The organism is Streptomyces sp. NPDC020742 (genome assembly GCF_040641675.1).
Classification (GTDB): Bacteria; Actinomycetota; Actinomycetes; order Streptomycetales; family Streptomycetaceae; genus Streptomyces.
Genome location: NZ_JBFAEA010000010.1, coordinates 32,675 through 57,549 on the forward strand (window position 1 = coordinate 32,675; position 24,875 = coordinate 57,549).

At 69.9% G+C, this 24,875-nt stretch carries 21 protein-coding genes; 9 read left to right on the forward strand and 12 right to left on the reverse strand.

Annotated elements, in window-relative coordinates:
* Window positions 1–10 precede the first annotated feature (10 nt).
* Window positions 11–1,240 carry a family 10 glycosylhydrolase gene (locus AB0G84_RS18955; protein WP_361321573.1) on the reverse strand — a complete coding sequence of 410 codons (1,230 nt, stop codon included), beginning with the start codon at window positions 1,238–1,240 and terminating at the stop codon, window positions 11–13.
* Window positions 1,241–1,399: 159 nt separating this feature from the next.
* Here AB0G84_RS18955 and AB0G84_RS18960 point away from each other — a divergent pair, with 159 nt between their 5' ends.
* Together AB0G84_RS18960 and AB0G84_RS18965 are read left to right on the forward strand one after the other, a co-directional pair.
* Window positions 1,400–2,269, forward strand: a complete 870-nt coding sequence (locus AB0G84_RS18960; protein ID WP_361321575.1) for a 3-hydroxybutyryl-CoA dehydrogenase — start codon at window positions 1,400–1,402, stop codon at window positions 2,267–2,269.
* Between the two features lie 251 nt (window positions 2,270–2,520).
* Complete coding sequence (locus tag AB0G84_RS18965; RefSeq protein WP_361321577.1) at window positions 2,521–3,105, forward strand: type VII secretion system-associated protein; 585 nt, start codon at window positions 2,521–2,523, stop codon at window positions 3,103–3,105.
* A 441-nt stretch (window positions 3,106–3,546) separates the two neighbouring features.
* On the opposite strand, the gene AB0G84_RS18970 is transcribed toward AB0G84_RS18965, so the two are convergent.
* The 8 genes from AB0G84_RS18970 to ugpC all read right to left on the reverse strand — a co-directional run bounded on the left by AB0G84_RS18970 (window position 3,547) and on the right by ugpC (window position 12,631).
* Window positions 3,547–4,257 (reverse strand): ATP-binding protein, encoded by a 711-nt coding sequence (locus AB0G84_RS18970; protein ID WP_361321579.1) that lies wholly within the window; start codon window positions 4,255–4,257, stop codon window positions 3,547–3,549.
* Between the two features lie 95 nt (window positions 4,258–4,352).
* Complete coding sequence (locus AB0G84_RS18975; protein WP_361321581.1) at window positions 4,353–5,114, reverse strand: DeoR/GlpR family DNA-binding transcription regulator; 762 nt, start codon at window positions 5,112–5,114, stop codon at window positions 4,353–4,355.
* Between the two features lie 255 nt (window positions 5,115–5,369).
* Window positions 5,370–6,869, reverse strand: a complete 1,500-nt coding sequence (locus tag AB0G84_RS18980; protein WP_361321583.1) for an FGGY-family carbohydrate kinase — start codon at window positions 6,867–6,869, stop codon at window positions 5,370–5,372.
* A 6-nt stretch (window positions 6,870–6,875) separates the two neighbouring features.
* Window positions 6,876–7,922, reverse strand: coding sequence for a 2-hydroxyacid dehydrogenase (locus tag AB0G84_RS18985; protein ID WP_361321585.1), 1,047 nt, complete (start codon window positions 7,920–7,922; stop codon window positions 6,876–6,878).
* Window positions 7,923–8,069: 147 nt separating this feature from the next.
* Window positions 8,070–8,912: a carbohydrate ABC transporter permease gene (locus AB0G84_RS18990; RefSeq protein WP_361321587.1), complete on the reverse strand. Its 843-nt coding sequence runs from the start codon at window positions 8,910–8,912 to the stop codon at window positions 8,070–8,072.
* The gene (locus AB0G84_RS18995) at window positions 8,909–9,844 is read right to left on the reverse strand and encodes a sugar ABC transporter permease (protein ID WP_361321589.1); all 936 of its coding nucleotides are present in this window, start codon (window positions 9,842–9,844) and stop codon (window positions 8,909–8,911) included. The genes AB0G84_RS18990 and AB0G84_RS18995 overlap by 4 nt, the downstream gene beginning before the upstream one ends.
* Entirely contained in the window at window positions 9,834–11,228 is a 1,395-nt protein-coding gene (locus AB0G84_RS19000) for a sugar ABC transporter substrate-binding protein (protein WP_361321591.1), read from the reverse strand. The genes AB0G84_RS18995 and AB0G84_RS19000 overlap by 11 nt, the downstream gene beginning before the upstream one ends.
* Before the next feature lie 290 nt (window positions 11,229–11,518).
* On the reverse strand, window positions 11,519–12,631 hold the full coding sequence (ugpC, locus tag AB0G84_RS19005) for a sn-glycerol-3-phosphate ABC transporter ATP-binding protein UgpC (protein ID WP_361321593.1): 1,113 nt from the start codon (window positions 12,629–12,631) through the stop codon (window positions 11,519–11,521).
* A gap of 701 nt (window positions 12,632–13,332) precedes the next feature.
* Here ugpC and AB0G84_RS19010 point away from each other — a divergent pair.
* The 7 genes from AB0G84_RS19010 (at window position 13,333) to AB0G84_RS19040 (ending at window position 21,406) form a co-directional block, all read left to right on the forward strand.
* Window positions 13,333–14,640, forward strand: coding sequence for a sugar ABC transporter substrate-binding protein (locus AB0G84_RS19010; protein ID WP_361322040.1), 1,308 nt, complete (start codon window positions 13,333–13,335; stop codon window positions 14,638–14,640).
* Window positions 14,641–14,717: 77 nt separating this feature from the next.
* On the forward strand, window positions 14,718–15,698 hold the full coding sequence (locus AB0G84_RS19015; protein ID WP_361321595.1) for a sugar ABC transporter permease: 981 nt from the start codon (window positions 14,718–14,720) through the stop codon (window positions 15,696–15,698).
* Window positions 15,695–16,606, forward strand: coding sequence for a carbohydrate ABC transporter permease (locus tag AB0G84_RS19020; protein WP_361321597.1), 912 nt, complete (start codon window positions 15,695–15,697; stop codon window positions 16,604–16,606). Before AB0G84_RS19015 ends, AB0G84_RS19020 begins: the two co-directional genes overlap by 4 nt.
* A 127-nt stretch (window positions 16,607–16,733) precedes the next feature.
* Complete coding sequence (locus tag AB0G84_RS19025) at window positions 16,734–17,750, forward strand: NAD(P)-dependent alcohol dehydrogenase (protein WP_361321599.1); 1,017 nt, start codon at window positions 16,734–16,736, stop codon at window positions 17,748–17,750.
* A 35-nt stretch (window positions 17,751–17,785) separates the two neighbouring features.
* On the forward strand, window positions 17,786–18,583 hold the full coding sequence (locus AB0G84_RS19030) for a DeoR/GlpR family DNA-binding transcription regulator (RefSeq protein ID WP_361321601.1): 798 nt from the start codon (window positions 17,786–17,788) through the stop codon (window positions 18,581–18,583).
* 505 nt (window positions 18,584–19,088) lie between these two features.
* Window positions 19,089–20,621 carry an alanine/glycine:cation symporter family protein gene (locus AB0G84_RS19035; RefSeq protein WP_361321603.1) on the forward strand — a complete coding sequence of 511 codons (1,533 nt, stop codon included), beginning with the start codon at window positions 19,089–19,091 and terminating at the stop codon, window positions 20,619–20,621.
* Window positions 20,622–21,148: 527 nt separating this feature from the next.
* Window positions 21,149–21,406 (forward strand): hypothetical protein, encoded by a 258-nt coding sequence (locus AB0G84_RS19040; RefSeq protein WP_361321605.1) that lies wholly within the window; start codon window positions 21,149–21,151, stop codon window positions 21,404–21,406.
* Between the two features lie 44 nt (window positions 21,407–21,450).
* Here the strand turns inward: AB0G84_RS19040 and AB0G84_RS19045 are convergent, their stop codons facing one another.
* The 3 genes from AB0G84_RS19045 to AB0G84_RS19055 form a co-directional block, all read right to left on the reverse strand.
* On the reverse strand, window positions 21,451–21,981 hold the full coding sequence (locus AB0G84_RS19045) for an NUDIX domain-containing protein (RefSeq protein ID WP_361321607.1): 531 nt from the start codon (window positions 21,979–21,981) through the stop codon (window positions 21,451–21,453).
* 48 nt (window positions 21,982–22,029) lie between these two features.
* Window positions 22,030–23,367, reverse strand: coding sequence for a transcriptional regulator (locus AB0G84_RS19050; protein WP_361321609.1), 1,338 nt, complete (start codon window positions 23,365–23,367; stop codon window positions 22,030–22,032).
* A 108-nt stretch (window positions 23,368–23,475) separates the two neighbouring features.
* Window positions 23,476–24,708 carry a PP2C family protein-serine/threonine phosphatase gene (locus tag AB0G84_RS19055; RefSeq protein WP_361321611.1) on the reverse strand — a complete coding sequence of 411 codons (1,233 nt, stop codon included), beginning with the start codon at window positions 24,706–24,708 and terminating at the stop codon, window positions 23,476–23,478.
* Between the last annotated feature and the right edge of the window lie 167 nt (window positions 24,709–24,875).

Genomic DNA, 24,875 nt, shown 5'->3' on the forward strand with positions numbered 1-24,875 from the left:
GCGGCGACCGCTACGGCCGCGCCGCGGGGCCGTAGTGGTCGCGCACCACCCTGGCCAGGGCGCCCACCCGGTCCCTGGCCACCTCCTTGGCCGAGAAGTAGACATGGCCGCCGACCTGCGGGTAGCGGTGGGCGAGGGTGAGGTGGCGGGAGAGCTCGGCCGGGTCCTTCCAGCCGGCGGGAGTGCTGTCGCCCTCCTTGTAGAGCGCCTCGCCGATGTAGAGGTCGACGCCGGTGCCGTCGACCGTCCGCGCCCACCAGGGCACCAGCTCGGCGTAGTCGGCGGCCTGCGTGCCGATCGGCCAGTAGACCTGCGGCACGATGTAGTCGATCCAGCCCTCGCGCACCCAGCGGCGGGTGTCGGCGTACAGGTCGTCGTAGGTCTGCACCCCGGCCCGGGTGCGGGAGCCCTTCGGGTCGGTGGCCTGGTTGCGCCAGACCGCGAACGGGCTGACGCCGAACCGCACCGTGCGCCCGTCCTGCTGACCGCCCGAGGCGAGCCGCTGCGCCATCTCGTGGACCAGCCGGTCGATGTTGTTCCGACGCCAGGCGGCCCGGGTGGCGAAGTCGCCGCCGTACTCCTCGTACGCCGCGTCGTCGTCGAACTGCCGGCCGGCAACCGGATACGGATAGAAGTAGTCGTCGAAGTGCACCCCGTCGACGGGGTAACGCGCCACCGCGTCCAGCATCGCGTCCTGGACGAAGCCGCGGACCTGCGGCAGCCCGGGGTTGTAGTAGAGCTTGCCGCCGTAGGCGACCACCCACTCGGGGTGCCGACGGGCGGGGTGGCCGGCGACCAGCCGCTGCGGGTCGGTGTGGTTGGCGATCCGGTAGGGGTTGAACCAGGCGTGCAGTTCCAGGTCCCGCCGGTGGGCCTCGCGGACCGCGAAGTCCAGCGGGTCCCAGCCGGGGTCGCGGCCCTGCTGCCCGGTCAGGTACTGCGCCCAGGGCTCGTACGGGGAGGGCCACAGGGCGTCCGCGGTGGGGCGCACCTGGAAGAAGACCGCATTGAGTCGGCGCTTGACGGCCGTGTCGAAGTGGGCGCGCAGCTCGCGCTGCTGCTCCTCGGCGGTGAGCTTCGCGCGGGAGGGCCAGTCGAGGTTGGCGACCGTCGCCAGCCACATGCCGCGCATCTCGCGGCGCGGCGCACGTGCCGCGGGCGCCGCGGAGCCCGCGGCCAGCAGTGAGGTGGCTGCGCCGAGCGCGGCCACCGCAAACCCTCTTCGTGTGATCCGACGCATGGAAAGTCCCCAGATCGTCTGTTTCATCCCGTCCTGAGGGCTCAGAATGCCCGCCCCGGCGGCCATAACCGAGCACCGCGCGGAGTAACGTCGGGGCCGAGGCGGGCGTCGGACCCTTACGGCGTACCGCCGGTCCTGAAGAACAGCGAAAGGCACGAGGTGACGGACTCATTCGCCGACATTGCACGCGTCGGAGTGGTCGGCTGCGGCCAGATGGGCGCGGGGATCGCCGAGGTGTGCGCGCGCGCCGGGCTGGACGTCATGGTCGCCGAGACCACCGGCGAGGCTCTGGAGCTGGGCCGCACCCGCCTGACCAACTCCCTGGGCAAGGCCGCCGAACGCGGCAAGATCACCACCGCGGAGCGCGATACCACGCTCGGCCGGCTCAGCTTCACCACCGACCTGGGTGAGTTCGCCGACCGCGACCTGGTGATCGAGGCCGTCGTGGAGAACGAGCAGGTCAAGACCGAGATCTTCCAGGTCCTGGACCAGGTGGTCACCCGGCCGGACGCCATCCTGGCCTCCAACACCTCGTCGATCCCCCTGGTCAAGCTGGCGGTCGCCACCTCCCGCCCGGACCAGGTCATCGGCATCCACTTCTTCAACCCGGCCCCGGTGCAGAAGCTGGTGGAGCTGATCCCGGCCCTCACCACCGCCGAGGAGACCCTCAAGCGCGCCGAGAAGCTCGTCCAGGACGTCCTGGGCAAGCACGCCATCCGCGCCCAGGACCGCTCCGGCTTCGTGGTCAACGCGCTGCTCATCCCGTACCTGCTCTCCGCGATCCGGATGTTCGAGTCGGGCATCGCCAGCCGCGAGGACATCGACAACGGCATGGAGCTCGGCTGCGCCCACCCGATGGGCCCGTTGAAGCTGTCCGACCTGATCGGCCTGGACACCGTGGCCTCGGTCGCCGCCTCGATGTACGAGGAGTACAAGGAGCCCCTGTACGCCGCTCCCCCGCTGCTCCAACGGATGGTCGACGCGGGCCGACTGGGCCGGAAGAGCGGGTCGGGGTTCTACCCGTACTAGGAAGTACACCGACGCCGCCAACTGGACCTGTTCAAGGCCGAGTTCACGGGTACAGCGCTGGCATCGGCGCTGCACCCGGGCGGCCTTCAGAGCTGTCGGGGTCTTCCCTCTTCCTCGGCGGAAAACCGACTCAGGCCCGAGCTTCGCCCCACCGGCGCCGATCGCATCCAGACATTCCAACCCGCACCCCGCGAGACGCTGGCCACTGTCGCCGAGCAGATCGTCTTCGAAGAGCAGTGGAGCCAGTCACTGTGACCACCCCGTCCCACCCCGCCCCCGCCGTTCCCCCGGTCACCGAGGCTCTGCGCGCCCAGGCCGCGCAGCAGCGCGGCGGCTACGTGTACGCGATCGACCCGTACTTCGACCCCAACGGCGCCGTCCCCCCGTACGGCATCGTCGGCGGCTGGTCCGTCGGCAGCTCCGGCCAGCTCGTTTCCTTCACGCACAACCCGAACTACCGCCCGTCGCCGAGGGCGTTGGAGTTCCCGCCCCCTGTCACCGCCCTGGACCAAGCCCTGCAGCGCGCCGTCACCGGTTACGGCAGCGAGCAGGAACTCCTCGCGGCCTTCCGCGACGCCACGCTCATCCTGTTCGCCCAGGAGGGGCAGACCGGCCTCTACACCGTCGTCGAGGACGACGGCAGCCGCTACATCCCGGCCTTCACCCACCCCACCCACACCCCCAACACCTGGCACCAGTGGCAACAAACCACCGGCCATCACCTCGCCGCCACCGGCCTCCCGATCCGCCTCAACCCCGGCCACCGCATCAGCCTGACCATCCCGGGCGAGGCCGGGAATCCACGAGGCGCTGGTCATGCTCCGGCTCCATCGTGAAGGAGTGCACCCGCGCGTTCTGACCTCCGGGCTATGGCCTCGCGGCGTAACCGGGGATGTCCGTGACGCCCTCATCGAACGCCTGCGAACCTGGCGGGGGGAACGCCCCCGACGGAACCCCGCGGCTCGGCACCGACCCCACCGGTCGGCTCACCCTCGCGCCGTCCGCCGTCTCCGACCTCGACGTGCTCCGCACCCGCCACAGGCAATGCGGCCAAGCTCGCATCAACAGCAGCATCGCTCATTGCCCGCGATCACGAGCACAGCGGCGGCGCCCGTAGCCTCCCGCCCCGCACCGAGGCCCTCCTCGTCGAGCTCTTGCCGTCCTGGCCCAACGCCCTCGTAACTGCGCACGGGAGGAGTCCGCAGCGTCGACCACTTGGCCGGGTTCGAGTCCTGCCGGGTGCGAGTCCTGCCGGGTGCGCTGCGCCCAGTCGGCGTTCAGCCCTTCTTCAGGGAGCGCTCTTGCAGTGCGGAGACAGGTACCCGAGGTCCGTCAGGAAGTTGCCGGCCCTTCGGCCGGTGAGCCAGGGCCGCCTCCGGCTGAGCGGTCAGCGTCCAGGGAGCGACCGTGCCGCTCTGGCACGTGTGGCGTCGCGGCCGGGTCGGCGGATTCCTGACCGGGTCGCTTCCGTCGAGAGTCTGACGGGGATTCGTGTCGCCTGCGGCGGCCAGTTGCGGAGGGGTGATCCGCAGGCTGGCGTGGACCTGCCGTCCGGCGCTGCCCTGGTGGATGTCGAGCCGGGCCGTGAGGGCGTGCACTATGTGCAGTCCGCGGCCGTGCTCGTCAGGGTCGTCGTCAGGGTGCGACAACGTCGACGGGTCGACATCCCCGTGGTCGGCCACCGCAATGTGCAGCATGTCCGGGTCGAGGGTCAGGCGGATCGTCATGTCGCTGTGACCGTGCTGCGCCGCGTTGGTCGTCAGTTCGCTCACGATGAGCACTGCGGTGTCCTGATCGTCGGCAGACAGGGCCCACCAGGCGAGCAGGGCGGCGGCGAAGCGTCGGGCACTGCGAACGCAGGCATCCTGCGCGGGCAGGACCAGTACGGCGTGCTGCGCGGACCGCGACGTGAGGGCGGGCAGCAGCGTGCCGTGTGGCGTGACGCCTTGCGTGCTGGTGACCCTGGGGCCGGGCACGGTGTCGGACATGATGTCACTTCCATGGTCAGGGACTACGGCGGGGCCCGAACGCACTTCGGGAACTGCCGTATACCGTCGAGCTTGGCCGGTGAGCGGTGCGATGTTCATGCGCGCACCACCCGGGGGCCGGCAGCGGCCAGGTCGTCGGCGAGGGTGGAATCCAGACCCGAGTCGCTGATGACCACGTCAACCTCGTCCAGATGGCCGAAGCAGGCGAAGTGGTCGATGGAGAACTTCGTGTGGTCGGCGAGGACGGCAACGCGCCGGGCGCTGGCCATCATGCACCGCTTGACGGCTGCCTCCGTGGTGTCGGGGGTCGTCAGTCCCCGTTCCACCGAGATGCCGTTGGTGCCCATGAAAGCGACGTCTACGTAGGTGGCGGCGAGGGGGGCACGGGTCCAGTCGCCGACCGTCGCCTGTGTGCGCGTGCGCACGTGGCCACCGACGAGGAAGAGGTTGATGTGGGGGCGGAGCGCCAGTTGGACTGCGATGGCCAGGCCGTTGGTGACGACGGTCAGCTCGTGGTCGGTGGGCAGCAGGTCGGCCAGGTGTCCGGTGGTGGTGCCGGCATCGAGCAGGATGGCGCCCGTCTCGGGGACCTCGGCGAGCGCCGCTGTGGCGATGCGTGCCTTCTCCTCGGCCAGCATGGTCGTGCGATGGGCGAGTGCGGGCTCGAATCCGAAGCGCTCGACCGGGATGGCTCCGCCGTGTACCCGGCGGAGCTGACCGTGACGCTCCAGCACGGCCAGGTCGCGCCGGATCGTTTCGGCGGTGACGTCGAGCTCAGCCGCCAGCGTGGTGACCTCGACCCGGCCGTCGTGCCGGGCCCGCTCCACGATGAGTTGTTGACGCTCTTCCGCATACATGTTGTTTCACCGCCGTGAGAGGCTCATTAGCTCCGGTTTACGCCTGAGGGCGGGGAGAAGCAAGACATTCGGGCAATATATTTCATAAATTGCGTGATGTGAGCCTGGAAACTCTGTTAAATTTCCCGGTTGCGTGCACGGGGACCGTAGGCGCGGAGGCCCCGGATCGACATCCGGCCGCAGCCGGGCTCGCCCGCGAATGTCAGGTCCTTGCTCACCCTCCGAAAGTGAAGGGGCACCGGATCGTCACGGGGCTCAGTCGCCGGCGAGCCGGCTCCAGACAGGACCAAGGGCCTCAACGGCCGCCAGATATGCCTGGTAGGTCTCGCCCAGTACCGCGACCCGGCCGGCCTCGGGTTGGTAGGAGCGGCCGCCCGTGGGGAGGGCGCGGGCGTCATCGATTCCGGTGAACATTCCGATGGCGGTTCCGGCGAGCAGAGCGGCACCACGGGCCGCGCTCTCGTCGACATGGGGCACCTCGATCGGGCGGTTCAGGGCGTCGGAGAACATCTGCGCCCAGGTCTCGCTGCGTGCCGCGCCGCCGGTCAGCCGCGTCGCCCCGGTGACGGGAAGGGCCGAGGACAGGGCGTCGACGTGCCATCGGTGGTTCAGTACGACGCCCTCCAGAAGCGCTCTCAGCAGGTGGCCTCGGGTATGCCAGCCGCGCAGGCCCAGGAACGTCCCGGAGGCGGGCCAGCTGTGCGGGGAGCCGTAGATGAAGGGGTGGAACAGCACCTCCGACCGTCCGGCAAGGTGGGCGCCGACCTCTCCGGCAATCACGTCGTGCACGCTCTCGCCGGGCGCCGTGGGCACGCCGACCACGCGCAGGAACCACTCAAGGTTGGCCACCGAGGCAGGCGACGTGGACATGCTCATCCACTGTTGCGGACGGACGAAGTTGCGCACCTGCCAGCGGGGATCGATCACCACGCGGTCGCTGACCACCTGGTTGACGCTGAACGTCCCGGCGATCAAGCAAAGATCGCCGGGAGTGATGCCGCCGATGCCGATCGCCGCCGCGTCGACGTCATGCGCACCTGTGACGACCGGCGTACCGAAGCTGAGACCGGTCGCCGCGGCAGCCTCGGCGGTGACCCGCCCGGCCACGGCTTCGCAGGGCAGAACGGGCGGCAACTTCCGGGCCAGTTCACCGAGTCCGTACAGATCGAGCAGCTGCCGGGAGTAGGCATGGGTATGCACATCGGTGAATGAGGCACTCGCCTCCGTGGGGTCGGTGGCGACCTCGCCGGTCAGCTTGAGACGTAGCCAGTCCTTGCAGAACATCAGCCATCGGGACCGCTCCAGCACGGTCGGTTCGTGGCCTTTCAACCAGGCGAGCACGGCCGCCGGAGACGCGGCGAACGGCACCTGGCCGGACCGTGCCAGCGCCTGCGGCCAGACGGGGGTATCCCGCCAGCGGTCGAGCACCGTGTGGGCGCGGGTGTCCATGGCGCTGATGGCCGCCCGTACGGGTTCATGCCGCTCGTCGACCGCGTACAACCCGTCGTTGTGGCCCGAAAGGCCGACCGCCGCAACCTCCCGGCCGGTCGTGACCCCGCCGTCGGCCAGGCACCTCCGGATGGCCTGCTGCGCGGCCAGCCACACCTCGTTCATGTCGCGTTCCACCCAGCATGGACGGGGGGTGTGCAGCGGAACCTTGATGCTGCCCTTCGCCACCTGCCGTCCGGCGGCGTCGAACAGCACCGCCTTGGTCACGGTCTGGCCGGCGTCCAGACCGAGCAACAGCTTCCGCACCTCCGATTACCCCCATTCCAACGCGCGCGCGTTGACCGCTTCGAGGCATCGACCGGTGCGTGCCAACTCGTCGATGGCTTGCGCGACCAGGTGCGCCGAGCGCAGGTTCGTGGTCATGGTGTCGCCCGCGTAGTGGGTGGTGAGCGTGACATTGTCCAGTGCGCGCCAGGGGCTGTCGGCGGGCAGCGGTTCCTGGTCGTGCACGTCCAGGCCCGCTCCGGCGATGCTGCCCGTGGCCAGCGCCTCGTACAGGGCGTCGGTGTCGACCAGCCGGCTGCGGGCCGTGTTGATGAAGAAGGCCGTATGTTTCATCAGCGCGAACTGCCGGCGTCCGATGAACCTTTCGGTCTCGGGTGTCAGCCGCGCGAGGACGTGCACGAAGTCGGACTCCAGGAAGATGGTGTCCAGGTCGGCCCGGAGCGCACCGTGCTCGGCGATCACCGCGTCGGGTAGGTACGGGTCGTGCACCAGGATGCGTGCGCCGAAACCCCGCAGGAGACGGGCCAGTTCACGCCCTACGTGTCCCATGCCGACCAGTCCGACGGTGCTGCCGCCGACCTCGTGCCCCGGACCGCCGAAGTCCTTGCGCCACCCACCAGCCTTGATCGACGCGTCCGCGCGGGCGATGTCGCGGGCTTCGGTGAGCATGAGTCCCAGCGCCAGTTCTGCGACGGCCGAGGCGTTGCGGCCGAACACCGGTACCACGGCAACGCCGCGCTCGGTGGCGGCGGCCAGGTCGACGTTCTCCAGCCCGGTGCGTGCCACGCACACCGCCCGCAGCTTCGGTGCGGCCTCCAGTACCGCCCGGGAGACCGGAGCGAAGTGCACGGCGAGCACTTCCGCGTCGCCGAGCGCCGCCACGATCTCGGCCGGCACTGGCACTGCTGCAGGGCCCTCCCGTTCCATGGTCTGCTGGGCCGAGTGCTGGTCGGCCTTGGTACCGGACCAGTCGACGGTCCGCACCGGGCCGAAGCGCGCGCCGCACACCTCGCGCAACGCGTCGAGGTAGAGGGCGGCGGGGACGAATTGGTCACCGACCACGAGGGTGTGCATGGGGAGCCTCCTGAAGGTGCGGGCGGCGGCGAGGTCCGGGGGACATCCGGTGCGCGGCGTCGCCGGGCTGTGGGACTGCGGCGGATCACGATGACGGCGGCCGGCGCGGCGGGGCCGTCCCTTGCGCGAGGGTGCCGGGCGGCGCCCTCACTTGACGGCCCCCATGGACAGGCCGCGCACGAGTTGCCGCTGGGCGATCCAGCCTGCGAGCAGGACCGGAAAGCAGGCCAGCGTGGCGGCGGCGGACAGCTTCGCCCAGTACAGGCCCTCGCTGGTGATGAAGCCGACGAGGAACACCGGGATGGTCGCGGCTCGGAACGAGGTCAGGTTGAGGGCGAGGAAGAATTCGTTCCACGAGAAGATCAGGCAGATCAGGGCGGTCGCGGTGATCCCCGGCAGGACCATCGGGAGCAGCACTGCGGTCAGTTCCTGGCGGGTGGTGGCACCGTCCACCCGGGCGGCTTCCAGCACCTCGCGGGGGACTTCGAGGAAGAAGGAGCGCAGCATCCACACTGCGATGGGCAGGTTCATGGCCGCGTACAAGACGATCAGTGTGCCAATGCCGTCCAGCGCACCGAGGTCGCGCACGGCCAGGTAGATGGGGATGATCGCGGCGACGACCGGGAGCATCTTGGTGGAGATGAAGAAGAACAGCGCGTTGCGCCACTTCTTCACGGGCCGGACGGACAGGGCGTAGGCCGCCGGGGCCGCCAGGATCAGCGCGAGAACCGTGGACATGACCGAGGCCAGCGCGGAGTTGGCCAGGTACGGGCCGATGCCGCCGGCGAACACCGCGCGGAACTGGGCCCATGTCGGGGAGAAGACGAGCTGGGGCGTGCGGGTGTAGGCGGCGGACTCCGGCTTGAACGCCGTGAGTGCCATCCACAGCACCGGGAAGAAGAACACGACCGCGGCCAGCCACGCGCCGGTGGCCCAGGCACTGCGCCCGAGCCGACGGCGGCGCGACGGGCGAGGTGTGGGAGGGGTCATCCGGCGCTCCTCTCCGTGCCGGAGAACACGGTGAACAGCATGCGCAAGGCCACCGCGGCAACCACGATCGTGCCGGCGACGGTGACCACGCCCAACGCGGACGCCTGGCCGACGTCGAAGCCGAGGAAGGCCCGCTGATAGACGTAGTAGGGCAGGTTGGTGGTGCGCGTGCCTGGCCCGCCCTGCGTCATCATGTAGATCACGTCGAAGGTGTTGACCAGGTAGATCGCCCCCAGCAGCACGCCCAGTTCGAGGTAGCGGCGTAGATGCGGCAGGGTGATCCACCGGAACGTCGTCCACGGGCCGGCGCCGTCCACCCGAGCGGCCTCCAGGACGTCGTCCGACTGGCTCTGCAGCCCGGCGAGCACGATCAGCATCATGAACGGCGTCCACTGCCACACCAGCACGGTCACCACCGACGCCATCGGGAACCGGCTGACGAAGTCGGTGGCCGGCACGCCGAACCACGACAGGACATAGCTGACGATGCCGTAGACCGGGTCGAGCATTGTGGTCTTCCACAGCAGTCCCGACACCGTCGGCATGATCAGGAACGGCGAGATCAGCAGGGTGCGCGCGATGCCACGGCCCGGGAACCGGCGGTCGAGCAGCACCGCCAGAGGCACACCGAGCGCCATGGCGGCGGCCACCGCGAGCAAGGTCATTTCGATCTCGGTGAGCAAGGCGCTGCGGAAGGCGTTGTCGGTGAGGACGTTCGCGTAGTTGGCCAGGCCGACCCAGCGCTGCGACCCGGGCCTCACCAGGTTCCAGGCCTGGAACGAGTAGAGCACCGTGAAGACGAACGGCACCTGCGTGACGATGACCATGTAGAGCAGTGCGGGGAGGAGCGGCCAACCGCGCCGCCAGGCCACCGGGGCCGTCGGCGCAGCCGCCGCTACGGTGCCGCCGGGCAGGGTGGCGCTACCGGCCATGGGGTCCCTCCTGGTGGCTCGGCTGCCGGTAGCCACGGCCGACGGTCTGCGCGTACTGCTGGGACTGGTCCAGCGCGGACCGTACGGACTGCTGCCCGGCGATCGCGGCGTTGATCTGCTGGCTCACCCTGGTGCCCAAATCCTGGAACTCGGGGATGTCCAGGAACTGCACGCCGGTGTACGGCACGGGCTGCACGGTGGGGTGCTCCGGGTCGGCCCGGCGGATGGCTGCCAGAGTCGGTCCGCCGAACGGGCGGGAGACCTTGCGGTACTGCGGGATGGTGTAGGTGGACTCCCGGCTACCGGGCAGCAGCCGGGACCAGCCCAGCTTGCGCCCGACCAGCTTGATGTAGTCCCGCGAGGTGGCCCAGGCGATGAACTGCCAGGCCGCGTCCTTGTGCACGGTGGCGGTGGGGATACCGAACGACCAGGAGTAGAGCCAGCCCGACGACGCCGTCACCTCGACCGGCGCGGCCGCGTAGCCGACCCTGCCGACCACTTTGCTGCTCGCCGGGTCCTCCAGCAGTCCGGCCGCCGAGGTCGCGTCGTACCACATGGCGGCGTTGCCCTGCGCGAAGTGGGTGGCGCATTCGGTGAAGCCCGCGGTGGCCGCCGCCGGCTCTCCGTCGCGGCGCACCAGGCCGACGTAGAAGCCGACTGCCCGTTGTACGGCGGGTGATGTGAGCTGGGCGTTCCACCGCATGTCGTACCAGCGGCCGCCGAAGGTGTTGATCACCGTGTTCAGAGGGGCGAGCACCTGGCCCCAGCCGGGGGCGCCGCGCAGGCAGATCCCCGCCCTGCCGTGCCGGGGGTCGTGGAGCCTGCTGGCGAAGGCCGCCACCTGCCGCCAGGTGGGGTGCGGCGGCATGGTCAGGTGGTGGGCGGCGAAGAGGTCCTTGCGGTACATCAGGAACGACGACTCGCCGTAGAACGGGACCGAGTAGAGGCGACCGCGGTAGGAGAGGGCCCTGCGGATCGGGCCGATGAAGTCGGAAGGATCGTAACCAGGGGTTCGGTCGGCCAGCGGCTGCAGGTCGGTCAGCCAGCCGTTCCGAGCCCACATGGGCGTCTCGTAATTGCTGATCATGACCACATCGAACTCACGGCTACCGGTGGCAACCGACTCGGTGATCTTCTGCCGCGCCTCGTTCTCCGGCAGCGTCACGTAGTGCACACGGACGCCCGGGTGGGATCGCTCGAATGCCGGCGTGAGGGTTTCCACATCCCGCATCTGCGGATTGGCGACGATGGCCACGGTGAGGGTCGTCGCGCCGGGCGTGCCACCGATCGCGCCGCTCCCGGTGCAGCCGGACGCCAAGAGACTCAGCACCGCAACGGCGGCCGCGAGTGCGTGCGGCCACCGCGCTCGGATCAGCTGGCACATGACGGTTCCTTCCCCGTGGGCCGCGCCGAGGGGACCGGCGTCAGGACTGCGGCAGCACACCGGGACCCGGGACTCCGGCCGTACCCGGGCGCGTTGCCCGCCGACGGGCACACGCACCGGCCGGCCGTGCAGCGGCTGGTCCGAAGGCCGCGGTCAGGTCTGCCTCGGCTCGTGGATCCGCTCGTGGCGCGATCGTCGCATGCCCCCGGTCGGCGCAGGGGACGGACACGCGGTCCACGATCGCGCGATCGTCCCCTGCGCCGGGCCCGCGGCGGGCGGCCGGCACGGTGTCAATCGCTGAGACGTTCACCGGTGGACGTGGAGAAGACGTGGGTCTCGCCGGCCCGGGGGACGACGTGCAGGACGTCGCCCTTGCGCGGTACCCGGCGGCCACCGACGCGGACCACGATGTCCTGCTGCTCGCCGCCGATCTCAGCGGTGCCGTAGACGTACCCGTCCGCACCGAGCTCCTCCACCACATTGGCGGTGACCGCGACGCCGGCCGGTGCGTTCCCCGCGAGCGGGCCGGCGGCGCCGTCCGTGATGTCGAAGTGCTCGGGGCGTACCCCGACGGTCACCGTGCGGTCGCCGTTGCCGGCGGCGAGGGCCTCGCGGTTGACCGGCACGACGCTGTTACCGAACTTCACACCGCCGTCAGTGACCGGGACCTCGACCAGGTTCATGGCCGGCGACCCGATGAACCCCGCCACGAAGAGATTGGCGGGCCGGTCGTACATGCGGCGCGGCGAGTCCACCTGTTGGAGCACACCGTCCTTGAGCACGGCGACCCGGTCCCCCATCGTCATCGCCTCGACCTGATCGTGTGTGACGTACACCGTGGTCGTGCCGAGCCGCCGCTGCAGACTCGCGATCTGCGTGCGCGTCTGGACGCGCAGCTTGGCGTCGAGGTTCGACAGCGGTTCGTCCATGAGGAAGACCTGGGGTTCCCGGACGATGGCGCGGCCCATGGCCACACGCTGGCGCTGGCCTCCCGAGAGCGCCTTCGGCTTGCGGCTCAGGTACTCGGTGAGGTCGAGGATCTTGGCTGCCTCCTCGACACGGGTGCGGATCTCTGCCTTGTCCACCCCGGCGATCTTGAGCGCGAAGCCCATGTTGTCGGCCACGGTCATGTGCGGGTACAGCGCGTAGTTCTGGAACACCATGGCGATGTCCCGGTCCTTCGGCGGCAGATGCGTCACCTCGCGGTCCCCGATGCGGATCGCCCCGTCGTTGACGTCTTCGAGCCCGGCGAGCATCCGCAGGGAGGTGGACTTGCCGCAGCCAGAGGGCCCGACGAGTACGAGGAATTCGCCGTCGGCGATGTCGATCTCCAGTGCGTCGACGGCTGCCCGGTCGGAGCCGGGGTAGCGCCGGGTCGCCTTGTCGAACGTGACAGTGGCCATGGTGGTGGGTCCCTTCACCGGCAGGAACGTGCCGGACGATCCGAGTGGAAGGTGGTGCGGGCGCTACGGGCACATCCCGCGGTACGGGTCAGGCGGTCGCGAGCTGTCCCTGGGTCGGAAGGCAAGGAGCTCCATCAGGGCCTCGCCGACAGCAGTGATCTTCTGCGCTCAGGAACAGTGACCGGCAGTGGGGGTTCTCCGTCGGCGCCGGTGTGCTGAGGGCCCCGATCGGGTTGGCACGACGATAGATCCGGCCATTCATTCTCGCAAGATGTGTTAACAATCCACATCTCTTCTGGTAAGAATGCCGTCGACAGCCCATGGCGCTCTACCACCCCTGGAGCACACGGGTTCTCCCGGCCCCTTCCAGGCCCGTGTCCTCCCTTCGGTCGGCAACCGCTGTTCCGGACCGTTCCTGGAGGGGTGAAGTCCAGTGGCGCCTTCCCTCCCCGACCTGGAAGGCGCCACTGGACCCGCCCCCGCCGCAGCAACGGGACAGCGTCACGCGAACCGGCCCCGTGTCTGCTGACTGCTCGCCGCGCCCCGCCTGAACGGGGCCGTGCGAGTCCACCGCGGTCCCGGGCCGCCCCGACTGCTCGGGCAGGCCCGCGGTTCACGCGTCACTCAGTCCCACCTCTCAAGGAGGAGCAGTGATCAGATTCAGATCAAAGCCGCTGTGCGCGGTTGCCGTTCTCACCGGCATGGCGTTGGTGGCAACCGGTTGCGCGGGTGCCGGCGGCACCGCGGCCGGCGGCGGTGGCCGTTCGATCAGCGTGCTGATGGTGAACAACCCGCAGATGGAGGACCTGCGGCAGCTCACCGCGCAGAACTTCACCCGGCAGACCGGCATCCACGTCAATTTCACCGTTCTCCCGGAGAACGACCTGCGTGACAAAGCCAGCCAGGAGTTCTCCAACCAGGCCGGCCAGTACGACGTGGCCACGCTCACCAACTACGAGGTGCCCTTCTACGCCAAGAACGGCTGGCTCACCCCGCTCGACTCCCACGCGGACCAGGACCGGGCCTTCGACCAGGGAGACGTCCTCAAGCCCATGGCCGAGTCGCTCACCGCGGCCGACGGCAAGCTCTACGCCGAGCCGTTCTACGGCGAGTCGTCGTTCCTCATGTACCGCAAGGACGTCTTCGCGGCCAAGCACCTCACCATGCCCGCCCACCCGACCTGGCAGCAGGTGGCCGACCTGGCTGCCAAGGCAGACGGTGCCAAGCCCGGGATGCGTGGCATCTGCCTGCGCGGGCAGCCGGGCTGGGGCGAGCTCTTCGCGCCGCTGACCACGGTCGTCAACACCTTCGGCGGCACCTGGTTCACCAAGGACTGGCAGGCCCAGGTGAACGCGAAGCCGTTCCAGGAGGCAACGCAGTTCTATGTCGACCTGGTGCGCAAGCACGGCGAGGCCGGCGCGTCGCACGCCGGCTTCACCGAGTGCCTCAACGACATGAGTCAGAGCAAGGTCGCCATGTGGTACGACGCCACCTCCGGCGCCGGCGCCCTGGAAGACCCCAAGCAGTCCAAGGTGGCCGGAAAGATCGGATATGTTTCCGCGCCGGTGCAGAAGACCAAGAGTTCGGGCTGGCTGGCCACTTGGGCCTGGGGCATCGAGAAGGCGAGCAAGCATCAGGACGACGCCTGGAAGTTCATCTCCTGGGCGTCCAGCAAGGGCTACGAGAAGCTGGTCGGGGACAAGCTCGGCTGGTCCCGTATCCCCGCGGGCAAGCGCACCTCGACGTATCTGAACGCCAACTACCTCAAAGCAGCGTCCGCGTTCGCCGAACCGACCCTGAACGCCATCAACACGGCCGACCCGCGCACCCCGGGCGTGCAGCCCCGGCCGACCGCCGGCATCCAGTTCGTCGACATCCCGGAGTTCACCAGCCTGGGCACTCAGGTCTCACAGAGCGTCAGCTCGGCCATGGCCGGTCACACGACGGTCCCGGCTGCGCTCGACAAGGGCCAGAAGCTCGCTGAACAGGTCGCCAAGAAGTACCGCTGACCCCAGCACGTCCGGCCCGACCCCCGACCGGGCCGGACAGCCTGCGGATCCCCCCTCAGCCCAAATGAGAGACGGACATGAGTCTTATGAGCCGCGCCACCAGCACGACCGCGCGGGTGGCCGCAAGCAGCCGGTCACCCGGCCCCGAACCGATCACCCCACTGGCCAGAGCGGGCGCCTGGGCGCGGCGCGCTCCACTGCTTCCCGCAATGATCTTTCTGGTCGTCGTCACGCAGCTGCCTTTCGTCGTGACGCTGGTGATCTCCTCGTTCAGCTGGAACTCCCTCGATCCCACGTCCCGTGACTTCACCGGGCTGTCCAACTACGCGCGGGTGTTCACCGACAGCGAGTTGCGCTCCGCAGTCGGCGCAACCGTCGTCATGACCGCGTCCATCGTCGCGGTGTCCCTCGTGCTCGGCCTGGCCGTCGCGCTGCTGCTCAACCGGACGTTCCTCGGCCGCGGCATCGTGCGGACGCTGTTCATCGCCCCGTTCCTGCTCGTGCCGGTGGCGGCGGCGCTGCTGTGGAAGGACGCCCTCTACAACCCCGACTACGGCCTGCTCAACGGGCTTCTCACCTGGGTCGGCCAGCTCTTCGGGGCCGACCACCCGGCGCAGCCGGACTGGATCTCCACCATGCCCAAGATCGCGGTGGAGGCGTCCCTGATCTGGCAGTGGACGCCGTTCATGATGCTGATCCTGTTGGCCGGCCTGCAGAGCCAGCCCACCGACGCGATCGAGGCCGCCCGGGTCGACGGCGCGAGCCCCTGGCAGATCTTCCGCTACCTCACCCTGCCGCACCTGCGCCGCTACCTGGAGCTGGGCACGCTGCTCGGGTCCATCTACATCGTGCAGAACTTCGACGCCGTCTTCACCCTGACGTCCGGTGGGCTCGGCACCGCCAACCTGCCCTATTCGATTTACGAGACCTTCTACCAGGCGCACGAGTACGGCCAGGCGTCAGCCAATGCCGTCGTCGTCCTCGTCGCCACGATCGTCATCGCGACCTTCGCCCTGCGCGTGGTGTCGTCGCTGTTCCGCGAGGAGACCCAACGATGACCGCCGACCTCCACACCGTCGCCAGCGCGCCGCCGCCCACCGGGAGCCCGCGCCACCGCCTGCCGCAGACCTCGTCGGTGCGACGGAGGAAGGGAGGGAACGCAGCCTGGGGGCTGACCGCCTGGGGCGCCGGGCTCTTCTTCTTCCTCCCGGTGGCGTGGATGGTGCTCACCTCCTTCCACTCCGAGACGGACGCCGCGACCAATCCCCCGTCGATCGCGGCCCACCTGACGCTGTCCGGGTACCGGGAGTTCTTCGGCAGCGCCACCGGGCAAAGTCCGCTGCCCGCGCTGATCAACTCGGCAACCGCCAGCATCGGCTCCACCACGCTGGTGCTCCTGCTGGCGGTTCCGGCGGCCTACGCCCTGGCAATCAAGCCGGTACGCAAGTGGCGGGATGTGCTGTTCTTCTTCCTGTCCACCAAAATGCTGCCGCTGGTGGCGGGTCTGCTGCCCATCTACCTGTTCGCCAAGAACACCGGTCTGCTGGACAACATCTGCCTGCTCGTCATCCTCTACACGTCCATGAACCTGCCGATCGCCGTGTGGATGATGCGGTCGTTCCTCGCCGAAGTGCCGATCTCGATCCTGGAGGCCGCCCAGATCGACGGCGCTGGTCTGCTCACCACCCTGCGCCGCATCGTGGCGCCTGTAGCGGCCCCGGGCATCGCCGCGACCGCGCTCATCTGTTTCATCTTCAGCTGGAACGAGATGCTGTTCGCCCGTGTCCTCACGGGCGTGGCGGCAGTGACCTCGCCCGTCTTCCTCACCGGCTTCGTCACCGGCGAAGGACTGTTCCTCGCCCAGGTCTGTGCCGCAGCCACCCTGATCTCCCTCCCCGTGCTCGCCGCCGGCTTCGCGGCCCAGGACAAGCTCGTCCAGGGGCTGTCCCTGGGCGCCGTCAAGTGAGCGGCCGAAACCCGGACCGGGCCGTCCAGCCCGCAAGACCTTGCCCCACCCTCCAGCTCCGACCGCCCCTGCCGACCGCGCCCGAAGGACGACTGTGAATCCTCTGCCCTCGCACATCCCAGCCACCATGCGCGTCGCTGTGCTCCGCGCGCCCAAGGACCTCGTCATCGAGGAGCGGCCGGTACCGGTTCCGGGACCCGGCCAGGTACTCGTCCGCGTCGAAGCGGTCGGCATCTGCGGCTCCGACGTCCATTACTACGAGCACGGCCGGATCGGAGACTTCGTCGTCCGCAGCCCCATGGTGCTCGGTCACGAGCCCAGCGGCACGGTCGTCGCCCGCGGACCGGGCGCCGGCTTTCACACCGTCGGCCGGCGCGTGTCCATCGAACCCGGCATCCCGTGCGCACGCTGCCCCCAGTGCCGTACGGGCCGCTACAACCTCTGCCCCAAGGTCTCCTTCTACGCCACCCCGCCCGTCGACGGCGCGCTGTGCGAATACGTGGCCGTGGACGAGGACTTCGCCCACCCCGTCCCGGACAGTCTGAGCGCGGATGCCGCCGCTCTGCTGGAGCCGTTGTCCGTCGGCATATCGGCCTGCCGCAAGGCCCGCATCTCCCCAGGATCGCGGGTGCTGGTCACGGGTGCCGGCCCCATCGGCCTGATTGCCGCACAGACCGCCCGCGCCTTCGGCGCCGCTGAGGTCATGGTCACCGACATCGCGCCGCACCGCCTCGGCCTGGCCCGCGAACTGGGCGCCACACACACCGTGGACGCTCGCACCACCCGAATCGCCGGGACCGGATTCGAGCCCGACGTGCTTCTGGAATGCTCCGGATCCCCAGCAGCCGCGGACGAGGCGATACGTGCGGTGGGCCGCGCCGGGCAGGTCGTCCTGATCGGCATGGGCGGCGACACGATCCCGCTCCCTTTGGCGCATGTGCAAAACTTCGAGATCGAGGTCACCGGCACATTCCGCTACGCCAACACCTGGCCGACGGCGGTCTCGCTGGCTGCCTCCGCCGAGGTCGAACTCGACCGGTTGGTGACCCACCGCCACCGGTTGGAGGACACCGAACGAGCACTCACCGCGGGTGCTCTCGACCGGACCGCGATCAAGTCCGTCGTGCGTCCGCAGGAGAACTGACCGCCCTGTCGGCAGGGCCGGGAAGGGAGACACACGTGCCCAACAAGGCACGGTCGTCGCAGGCCACCGTCGAACAGCGACGCCAGACCATCCTGCGCTACGTCGTTGAACACGGCGAAACCCGGATCGACGAGCTGGCGGACCACTTCGACGTGAGTCTGATGACGATGCACCGCGACCTCGACGACCTGGCCGGCCGCCATCTGCTCCGCAAGAAGCGCGGCCGGGCCGTCGCCTTTCCCGCCCTGACCATGGAGACCGCCACCCGCTTCCGCGAGGGCGAGAACCTCCCGGCCAAGCGCGCCATCTGCGAGTTCGCGGCGGCATGGATCCAGCCCGGCAACACGGTGGTGATGGACGACTCCACCACCCTGTACCCCCTGGCTGCTTCCCTCACGGGCATTGCGCAGCTCACCGTGATCACCAACTCCGTCGGCATCGCCCAACTCCTGGGGACCGCACCGGACACGACAGTCACCTTGCTGGGCGGCGAGTACCGCGGTGAGTTCAACTCGTGCACCGGCCCCGAGGTGGCCCGCGCCCTGTCCCGGATCCAGGCCGACATCGCCCTGATGTCCGCCACCGCCATTCTCGGAGGGCGGCTCTTCCACCCCTTGCGGGAGTACGCGGACGTCAAGGAATCCATGATCGCCTGTTCCGACCGCGCCCTCCTACTCGCCGACCACTCCAAATTCGGCAAGACCGCTACCCACGCGTTCGGAACGATCAGCGCCTACGAGGCTGTCCTCACGGATTCCGCCACTTCCGAGAGTGAGATCGCGGCCATCCGCGACCTCGGGGTACCGGTGGAGGTCATCGAGCCCACAGGGTGAACAGAGGGCGCTCTCTGAAGCCGCGGCCCCTCCCAGCCTTCCCGGCCCGGGCCGCCGCGAGGCTTCCGCGCAAGGCCACACCTCCTTCACTCGCCGATCACGGTCGTGACCCGAGACAGCGTCCACCTGCCGGGCCCCGGCAAGGAATCCGCGGCATCGAGGACGAGTGCCTGCGAGTGCGGTTTCGGTCTTCCGAGTCACACACCCGGACAACGGATCGGTCCCGCGCGCTGACGCTTTTCGAAAGTCACTCGCCGCTATGTGACGCGCGTCACCCAAGAATTGGTAAAGGGCGTGCTAAAACTACGCAATACCGCAAGCGGTCCCCCACCTCGCCGCCTTGCGGAGTGCCGGCACGCACCGGCAGTACGACCAGTGATCACGGTCCGGGTCCGCGGACCGTGCCACCGCGGGTCGCCGATCGGACAACGGCGTTCGCTCAAAGACCGCACATCGACCGGCGCAGCCTTCCGTGCGCCGGTCCTGCGCCACCGAGGTAGCCAACGTGTCTCTCGATGCATTCACCAGTTCTGTCGACAAAGCAGTCAGCTCGTTCTTCGAACCCATAGCCACCTGGCTCGGCGAAGTCGTCTTCTACGCCGTTCCCGTCGCCGGGACGGAACTGCCCCTGATCGTCGCCTGGCTCGTGGTCGCCGGTCTCGTCTTCACTGGCTGGTTCGGATTCGTGCAGATCCGCAAGTTCCGGCTCGCCGTCGACGTGGTGCGAGGCAAGTACGACGAGAAGGGGTCGGCCGGTGAGGTCAACCACTTCCAGGCGCTGACAGCGGCCGTCTCCGGCACGGTCGGACTCGGCAACATCGCGGGTGTCGCCGTCGCGGTCTCCATCGGTGGCCCCGGCGCGACGTTCTGGATGATCCTCTGCGGTCTGCTCGGCATGGCCACCAAGTTCGTCGAGGTCACCCTCGGTGTGAAGTACCGCGAGGTACACGCCGACGGCACCGTCTCCGGCGGCCCGATGCACTACCTGCCCAAGGGCCTCGCCGACCGCTTCGGTAGCAACGGCAAGAAACTCGGCAAGATCCTCGCCCTTCTCGCCTCGGCCATGGTGCTCTTCTTCGGCCTCTTCGGCGGCAACCTGTTCCAGGTCAACCAGAGCTATGCCCAGCTCGTCTCCGTCACCGGCGGCGAGACCGGGATCATGGGCTCCTCCGCCGGTGCCCTGTTCTTCGGCCTCCTCATCGCCGCGCTGGTCGGCGTCGTCCTGCTCGGCGGTATCCGCTCCATCGCCAACGTCACCAGCAGGCTGGTGCCGGCCATGGCCGCCCTCTACATCGCCGCGTGCCTGGCCGTCATCCTGGTGAACGTCACCGCCGTTCCCGACGCCGTCGCCACGATCATCGAGGGCGCCTTCAACCCCGAAGGCGTCGCCGGCGGTGTCCTGGGCGCCCTGATCATCGGCTTCAAACGAGCCGCGTTCTCCAACGAGGCGGGGCTCGGCTCCGCCCCGATCGCCCACTCCGCGGTCAAGACCAAGCACCCCGCCAGCGAGGGCCTGGTCGCCCTGCTGGAGCCGTTCATCGACACCGTCTTCGTCTGCACGATGACCGCGCTGACCATCGTCATCGCCAACCCCGCCAGCTGGGACGAGGCCCGCAAGGGCGGGGACATCGGCGGTGTCACCATCACCTCCGACGCCTTCGGCACGGTGCTGCCCTGGTTCCCGTACCTCCTCACCCTCGCGGTGCTGCTGTTCGCCGTCTCCACGATGCTGACCTGGGGCTACTACTGCCTCAAGGCATGGACGCACCTCTTCGGCCGCAGCGGGACCAGCGAGCTGACCTTCAAGGTCCTCTACACGCTGTTCGCCGTCGCGGGCTCCCTGCTCACGCTGCAGACCCTGATCGACATGGCCGACGCCGTGCTCTTCATGCTGGCCGTCATCAACATCATCGGCCTCTACCTCCTCGCCCCGATCGTCAAGCGCGAGCTGCACTCCTTCCTGGAGTTCGTCCGTGCCCGCGAAGCCGGAGAAAGCGGCGAGAACGAAGACCAGGAGCCGGTGAAGACCACCGTCTGACCGCCCCCGCGGCCCGGCTCCTCAAGCGGGGTCCGTATACGCTCGCGCCTTGCGCATACGGACCCCGCTCCCCTGCGTTTCCGCAGACGAAGCGGGCTGCCAGCTCGACTGGTTGATGGCGCTCTCCGCTCGCGTGACGGCGCAGGAGTCGAACGCGGACCACAGCTGCGGATCCGTCATCCGGGCGAGCCGGGCCGGGTCCGTCCGCCCGCCGCTCGGGGGGAGTTGATCCGGCGGGCGGACTCCGGGCCGGGCGCCCGCCGCCGGCCGGTTCCCTGGGGGGGGGAGGCCACTGAGTCAACTCCCCCGCGCGGCCCGGCGGAAGGGTGTGCGACGCCCGGCCACCGGCGCGCGGTTCACACCCCGTGTGCGGCCCGGGCGTTCGTCACCCCCCGTCACTTCACACGGGGTGTGAAGTGCGGGCCCCTTTCTCCGCACCGCACACGCTCCCGCCCGTCGCCGCAGCGCAGTTGACTGGAACAGGTACGCCTTACCCCGTCGATGAGCGAAGGAATGAGGAGCGGAACGTGACCGCCCACCCCCAAACCGACCCGGTGACCGCCGACTTAGCCGAGCTGCGCCGTCAGCTCGATGTGCGCACCGCCCGGGTCGACGGCCAACTCGCGCTGCTGGCCCAGCGTTCCGAGCAGAACGAGCGGGACGCGGACGAGTTGCAGGCCCGCGTCACACGGATCGAGAGCACCCGCTGGCCTCTGCCCTCGCTGGCCGCGCTGACCGGGCTCGCCGCGCTGGTGGTGGGGGTGTGGCAGACGTTGGGCCGATGACCCGGGCCGTGCCCGCCGGGCGGCGGGTACGGCCCGGGAGCCGTTCAGCCGAGCCGGAGGTGATGCAGCATCAGCAGCGCGGCGGCCATGTTGGCGGCCGGCACCTCCCCCCGGGCCACCATGTCGGGCACCAGCTTCAGCGGCACCCACTCCCGCCGGTCCGACTCGAAGTCGTCCTGCGGGAGGCCGAGGTACTCCGCCTCGTCGGACCAGTAGATGTGGTGCCGGGCGTCGGTGAGGCCGTTGGACGGCTCCACCGTCATCAGGTGCCGGAGCGGGCCGGGCCGCCACCCGGTCTCCTCCTCCATCTCGCGCGCGGCCGCGGCCGCGAGGTCCTCACCGTCCTCGACGACCCCGGCGGCCAGCTCCCACCCCCAGGTGTCGGTGATGAAGCGGTGCCGCCACAGCAGCAGCACCTCCTGGGCCTCGTTGACCACGGTGGCCACCGCGACCGGCCGCATCCGGATCAGGAAGTGCTCCAGCCGGCGGCCGTCGGGCAGCTCCACATCGGCCAGATTGACCCGGAACCACGGGTTCGCATAGACGGGCTTCTCGCTGAGGTTGTTCCAACGCACGTAACTGCCACCTTCCGCTTGTGAACCGGCAAGGTGACACGAGCCCGGTCACAGCGGAACGCGCAACACCTCGTCGATGAGATCGGCAGCCTCGTCCGTCGCGGAGCTCCCGGTCGCCGCGAGGTGCTCGCGCACCGCCCGCAGCCGGTCCCGCAGCCGTTGCGACTCCATGCCCCGAGCGTGCTCGGTCATCTGCGCGGCGTTGGCCACAGCCCGGTCCGCATCACCTTGGCGCAGCTCGATGTGGGTGAGCATGGCCAGCCGGTGGACCCGGCCGCGGTCGTGTGCGGGGGTGTCGACGGCCGCGTCCGCCTGTTCCCGGGCGGCCCGCAGGTCCCCGAGGCTGAGCAGCGCCTCCGCCACCTGTACGTTCACCAGGCCGGGCTGGACATAGCCGGTCTCGGCCGGCTCCAGTCCGGGGCGGATGCGCTCCGCGGCCGTCTCCGCGCGCCGGATGCACGCCAGTGCCCCGGACCCGTCGCCGAGCCGTGCGTAGGCCTTGGCCTGCATCGCATAGAGGTCCGCGGCGAGCGCCGCGGTGAGCTGCGGGCCGGCGGCCCGCAGCGCCGCCTCCGCGAAGGCGACCGCCTGGCGGTACTCCCGTACGAAGAGGGACTGGTTGACCAGCAGCGCGATGACATACGCGCCGAGGCCGCGGTCCCCGCTGGCCTTGGCCAGCCGCAGCGCCTGATGGAAGTAGCGCTGGGCCAGCCCGAGAGCGTCCGAGTCGTACGCGCAGATGCCGGCGACCGCGACCAGCCCGCCGGTCGCCCGGTGGAGCTGACGTCCCGTCGCGTCGCTGTAGCTGCCCCGCAGCAGCGGCGCCGCCTCGGTGTTGAGGAATCCCACGATGCGCGCTCTGGTCGCGATACCACCCGCCTTCCGGTACATCTGCTCGTAGTGGGCCCGCGCGGCGCGCAGCATCTCGATGTCGGCCATGCCGACCCGGGTCAGCCCGTCGCGCGAGACGTCCTGGTCCTCGGGCGGGTTCTCCCACTCCCATACGGGGATGACCGCCGAGGTGCCGGTGAGCGCCGGGGCGTCGACGATGTGCGGCCGCTGCTGCTCGTCGGACCGCCACAGCGCGGTGGCCCGTTCGACGAAGCCGGAGAGCGGGGTGTCGCGGGTCCGGGCCAGGCCCGGGCCGCTCAGCCCGATGTCGTCGAGCCCGACCGGCCGGTGCAGCCGCTCGGTGAGCACCTCGCAGATCAGGTCCGGCACCTGCCCGCGCGGCCGCTGGCCCTTGAGCCACCGGGCCACCGCGGTGTGTTCGTAGCGCAGCGCCAACCCGCGCCGGCGCCCCAGGTGGTTGATCCGCGCGGCCAGCCCCGCATGGGAGATACCGGCCTCGTCGAGCATCGCATCGAGCAGGGTGTTGGGCTCCATACCGGCCTCCCGGTGAGCCGGAACCCGCCCCGGGCGGCCGGCTCATGGCCGTGTCACGGCCTTTTATCGACAGGGCTACTCCGCCAGTTGAGCGTAGTGAACTCCCCTTCACACGGGGTGTGAAGAGCCCCGTCCAGTGGGGGACTCCGCCCGTCCGCCCCCGGTGGCCGGTGCCGGTACCCGTACCCGCTCGTTGCTCAACATCAGCAGCGCCACATCGTCGGTGAGCCGGCCGCCGGCGTGCCGCAGCAGTGCCTCCCGGACGTCCCCGACCACACCGGACGGCGTGGGGTCGCCGGGCGCCGCCGCGTCGACGCTGCGGCACACCTCCGCGGTCAGCGGGAAGAACCCGCCGGACGCGTCCCGGGCGTCCACCGCGCCGTCGGTGTGCAGCAACAGCCCCTCGCCGGGCGCCAGTCGCCCACAGCCCACCACCGCCGGCGCCTCGGGCAGCGGGAACAGCCCCAGCGGCGGCATCGGGTCGCCCGGCGCGACCTGGGCGACGGCGCCGCAGCCGATCCGGTACGGCCACGGGTGGCCGCAGTTGAGGGCCGTGACCGAGCCGTCCGGCGCGATCTCCACCAGCAGCAGCGTGACGAACTCCTCCGCCGGCGGACCGGCCGCCTCCGCCTCGCCCACCGGCTGCTCCCGGCGGCCCCGCTCCCCCAGGTGCCGCTGGTGCGCCCGCTCCAACCGACGCAGCACACCGGCGAGTTCGGGCTCGTCGTGCGCCACCTCGCGGAAGCTGCCGAGCACCGCGGCGACCGTGCCTATGGCCGCCAGACCGTGCCCGCGGACGTCCCCGATCACCGCGCGGACGCCGTGCCGGGTCCCTACGACCTCGTAGAGGTCCCCGCCGACCACCGCCCCCTCGCTCGCGGAGAGGTGCCCGGCCGCCAGCACCAGCCCCTCCAGCCGCGGCGGCGGGGGCCGCAGCAATACCCGCTGGGCCGCCGCGGCGACCTCCCGGGTGCGCTCCAGTTCCCGCAGCAGCCGCAGCCGCCGGCGGGCCGTCAGATAGCTGGCGCCGACCACCGCGAGGATCGCGCCGCAGGTCATGGCGCGGGTACCGAGTCCCGGCCCGGACTCCGCCGTGCCGAAGGGCACCAGGGCGGCCACCGCACAGACCCCGCCGAGCAGGACGCACTGGCGCCGGCCGGTGCCCGCGCAGGCGATGGCCGGTGCGGCGGCCAGGAGTTGCAGCAGCCGGCCACTGGTCGGCTGGCAGAGCTCCCAGGTCACCACGCCGAGCACCCAGAGACCGGGCAGGACGAAGACGAAGGCCCGTCGGGCACGGGCCGCCCCGGCGCGTGCTCCGCCGCGCGCCCAGGTTCGGATCATGCCGATGGTCCCCTTAGCCAGTGGTCCCCTTACGTGTTGAGCCGGCAGGCTCCGGGCCCGCCGCCGCGGCCCCGCGGGCCGTACCCGCCGCCCCGGCCGTATCGCCCCTGCCGATTCTCGCTACCTTATGTGCCCATTCGACGACGATAGGTAAATCACCACTCGAT

What these genes read in the sequence shown, in the direction of transcription:
- AB0G84_RS18990 (WP_361321587.1), bottom strand. Translation starts at nt 8,912, where the DNA reads ATGACCCCTCCCACACCTCGCCCGTCGCGCCGCCGTCGGCTCGGGCGC.
- AB0G84_RS19020 (WP_361321597.1), top strand. Translation starts at nt 15,695, where the DNA reads ATGACCGCCGACCTCCACACCGTCGCCAGCGCGCCGCCGCCCACCGGG.
- ugpC (WP_361321593.1), bottom strand. Translation starts at nt 12,631, where the DNA reads ATGGCCACTGTCACGTTCGACAAGGCGACCCGGCGCTACCCCGGCTCC.
- AB0G84_RS19010 (WP_361322040.1), top strand. Translation starts at nt 13,333, where the DNA reads ATGGCGTTGGTGGCAACCGGTTGCGCGGGTGCCGGCGGCACCGCGGCC.
- AB0G84_RS18975 (WP_361321581.1), bottom strand. Translation starts at nt 5,114, where the DNA reads ATGTATGCGGAAGAGCGTCAACAACTCATCGTGGAGCGGGCCCGGCAC.
- AB0G84_RS19015 (WP_361321595.1), top strand. Translation starts at nt 14,718, where the DNA reads ATGAGTCTTATGAGCCGCGCCACCAGCACGACCGCGCGGGTGGCCGCA.
- AB0G84_RS19055 (WP_361321611.1), bottom strand. Translation starts at nt 24,708, where the DNA reads ATGATCCGAACCTGGGCGCGCGGCGGAGCACGCGCCGGGGCGGCCCGT.
- AB0G84_RS19000 (WP_361321591.1), bottom strand. Translation starts at nt 11,228, where the DNA reads ATGTGCCAGCTGATCCGAGCGCGGTGGCCGCACGCACTCGCGGCCGCC.
- AB0G84_RS18985 (WP_361321585.1), bottom strand. Translation starts at nt 7,922, where the DNA reads ATGCACACCCTCGTGGTCGGTGACCAATTCGTCCCCGCCGCCCTCTAC.
- AB0G84_RS19025 (WP_361321599.1), top strand. Translation starts at nt 16,734, where the DNA reads ATGCGCGTCGCTGTGCTCCGCGCGCCCAAGGACCTCGTCATCGAGGAG.
- AB0G84_RS18955 (WP_361321573.1), bottom strand. Translation starts at nt 1,240, where the DNA reads ATGCGTCGGATCACACGAAGAGGGTTTGCGGTGGCCGCGCTCGGCGCA.
- AB0G84_RS19050 (WP_361321609.1), bottom strand. Translation starts at nt 23,367, where the DNA reads ATGGAGCCCAACACCCTGCTCGATGCGATGCTCGACGAGGCCGGTATC.
- AB0G84_RS18995 (WP_361321589.1), bottom strand. Translation starts at nt 9,844, where the DNA reads ATGGCCGGTAGCGCCACCCTGCCCGGCGGCACCGTAGCGGCGGCTGCG.
- AB0G84_RS18970 (WP_361321579.1), bottom strand. Translation starts at nt 4,257, where the DNA reads ATGTCCGACACCGTGCCCGGCCCCAGGGTCACCAGCACGCAAGGCGTC.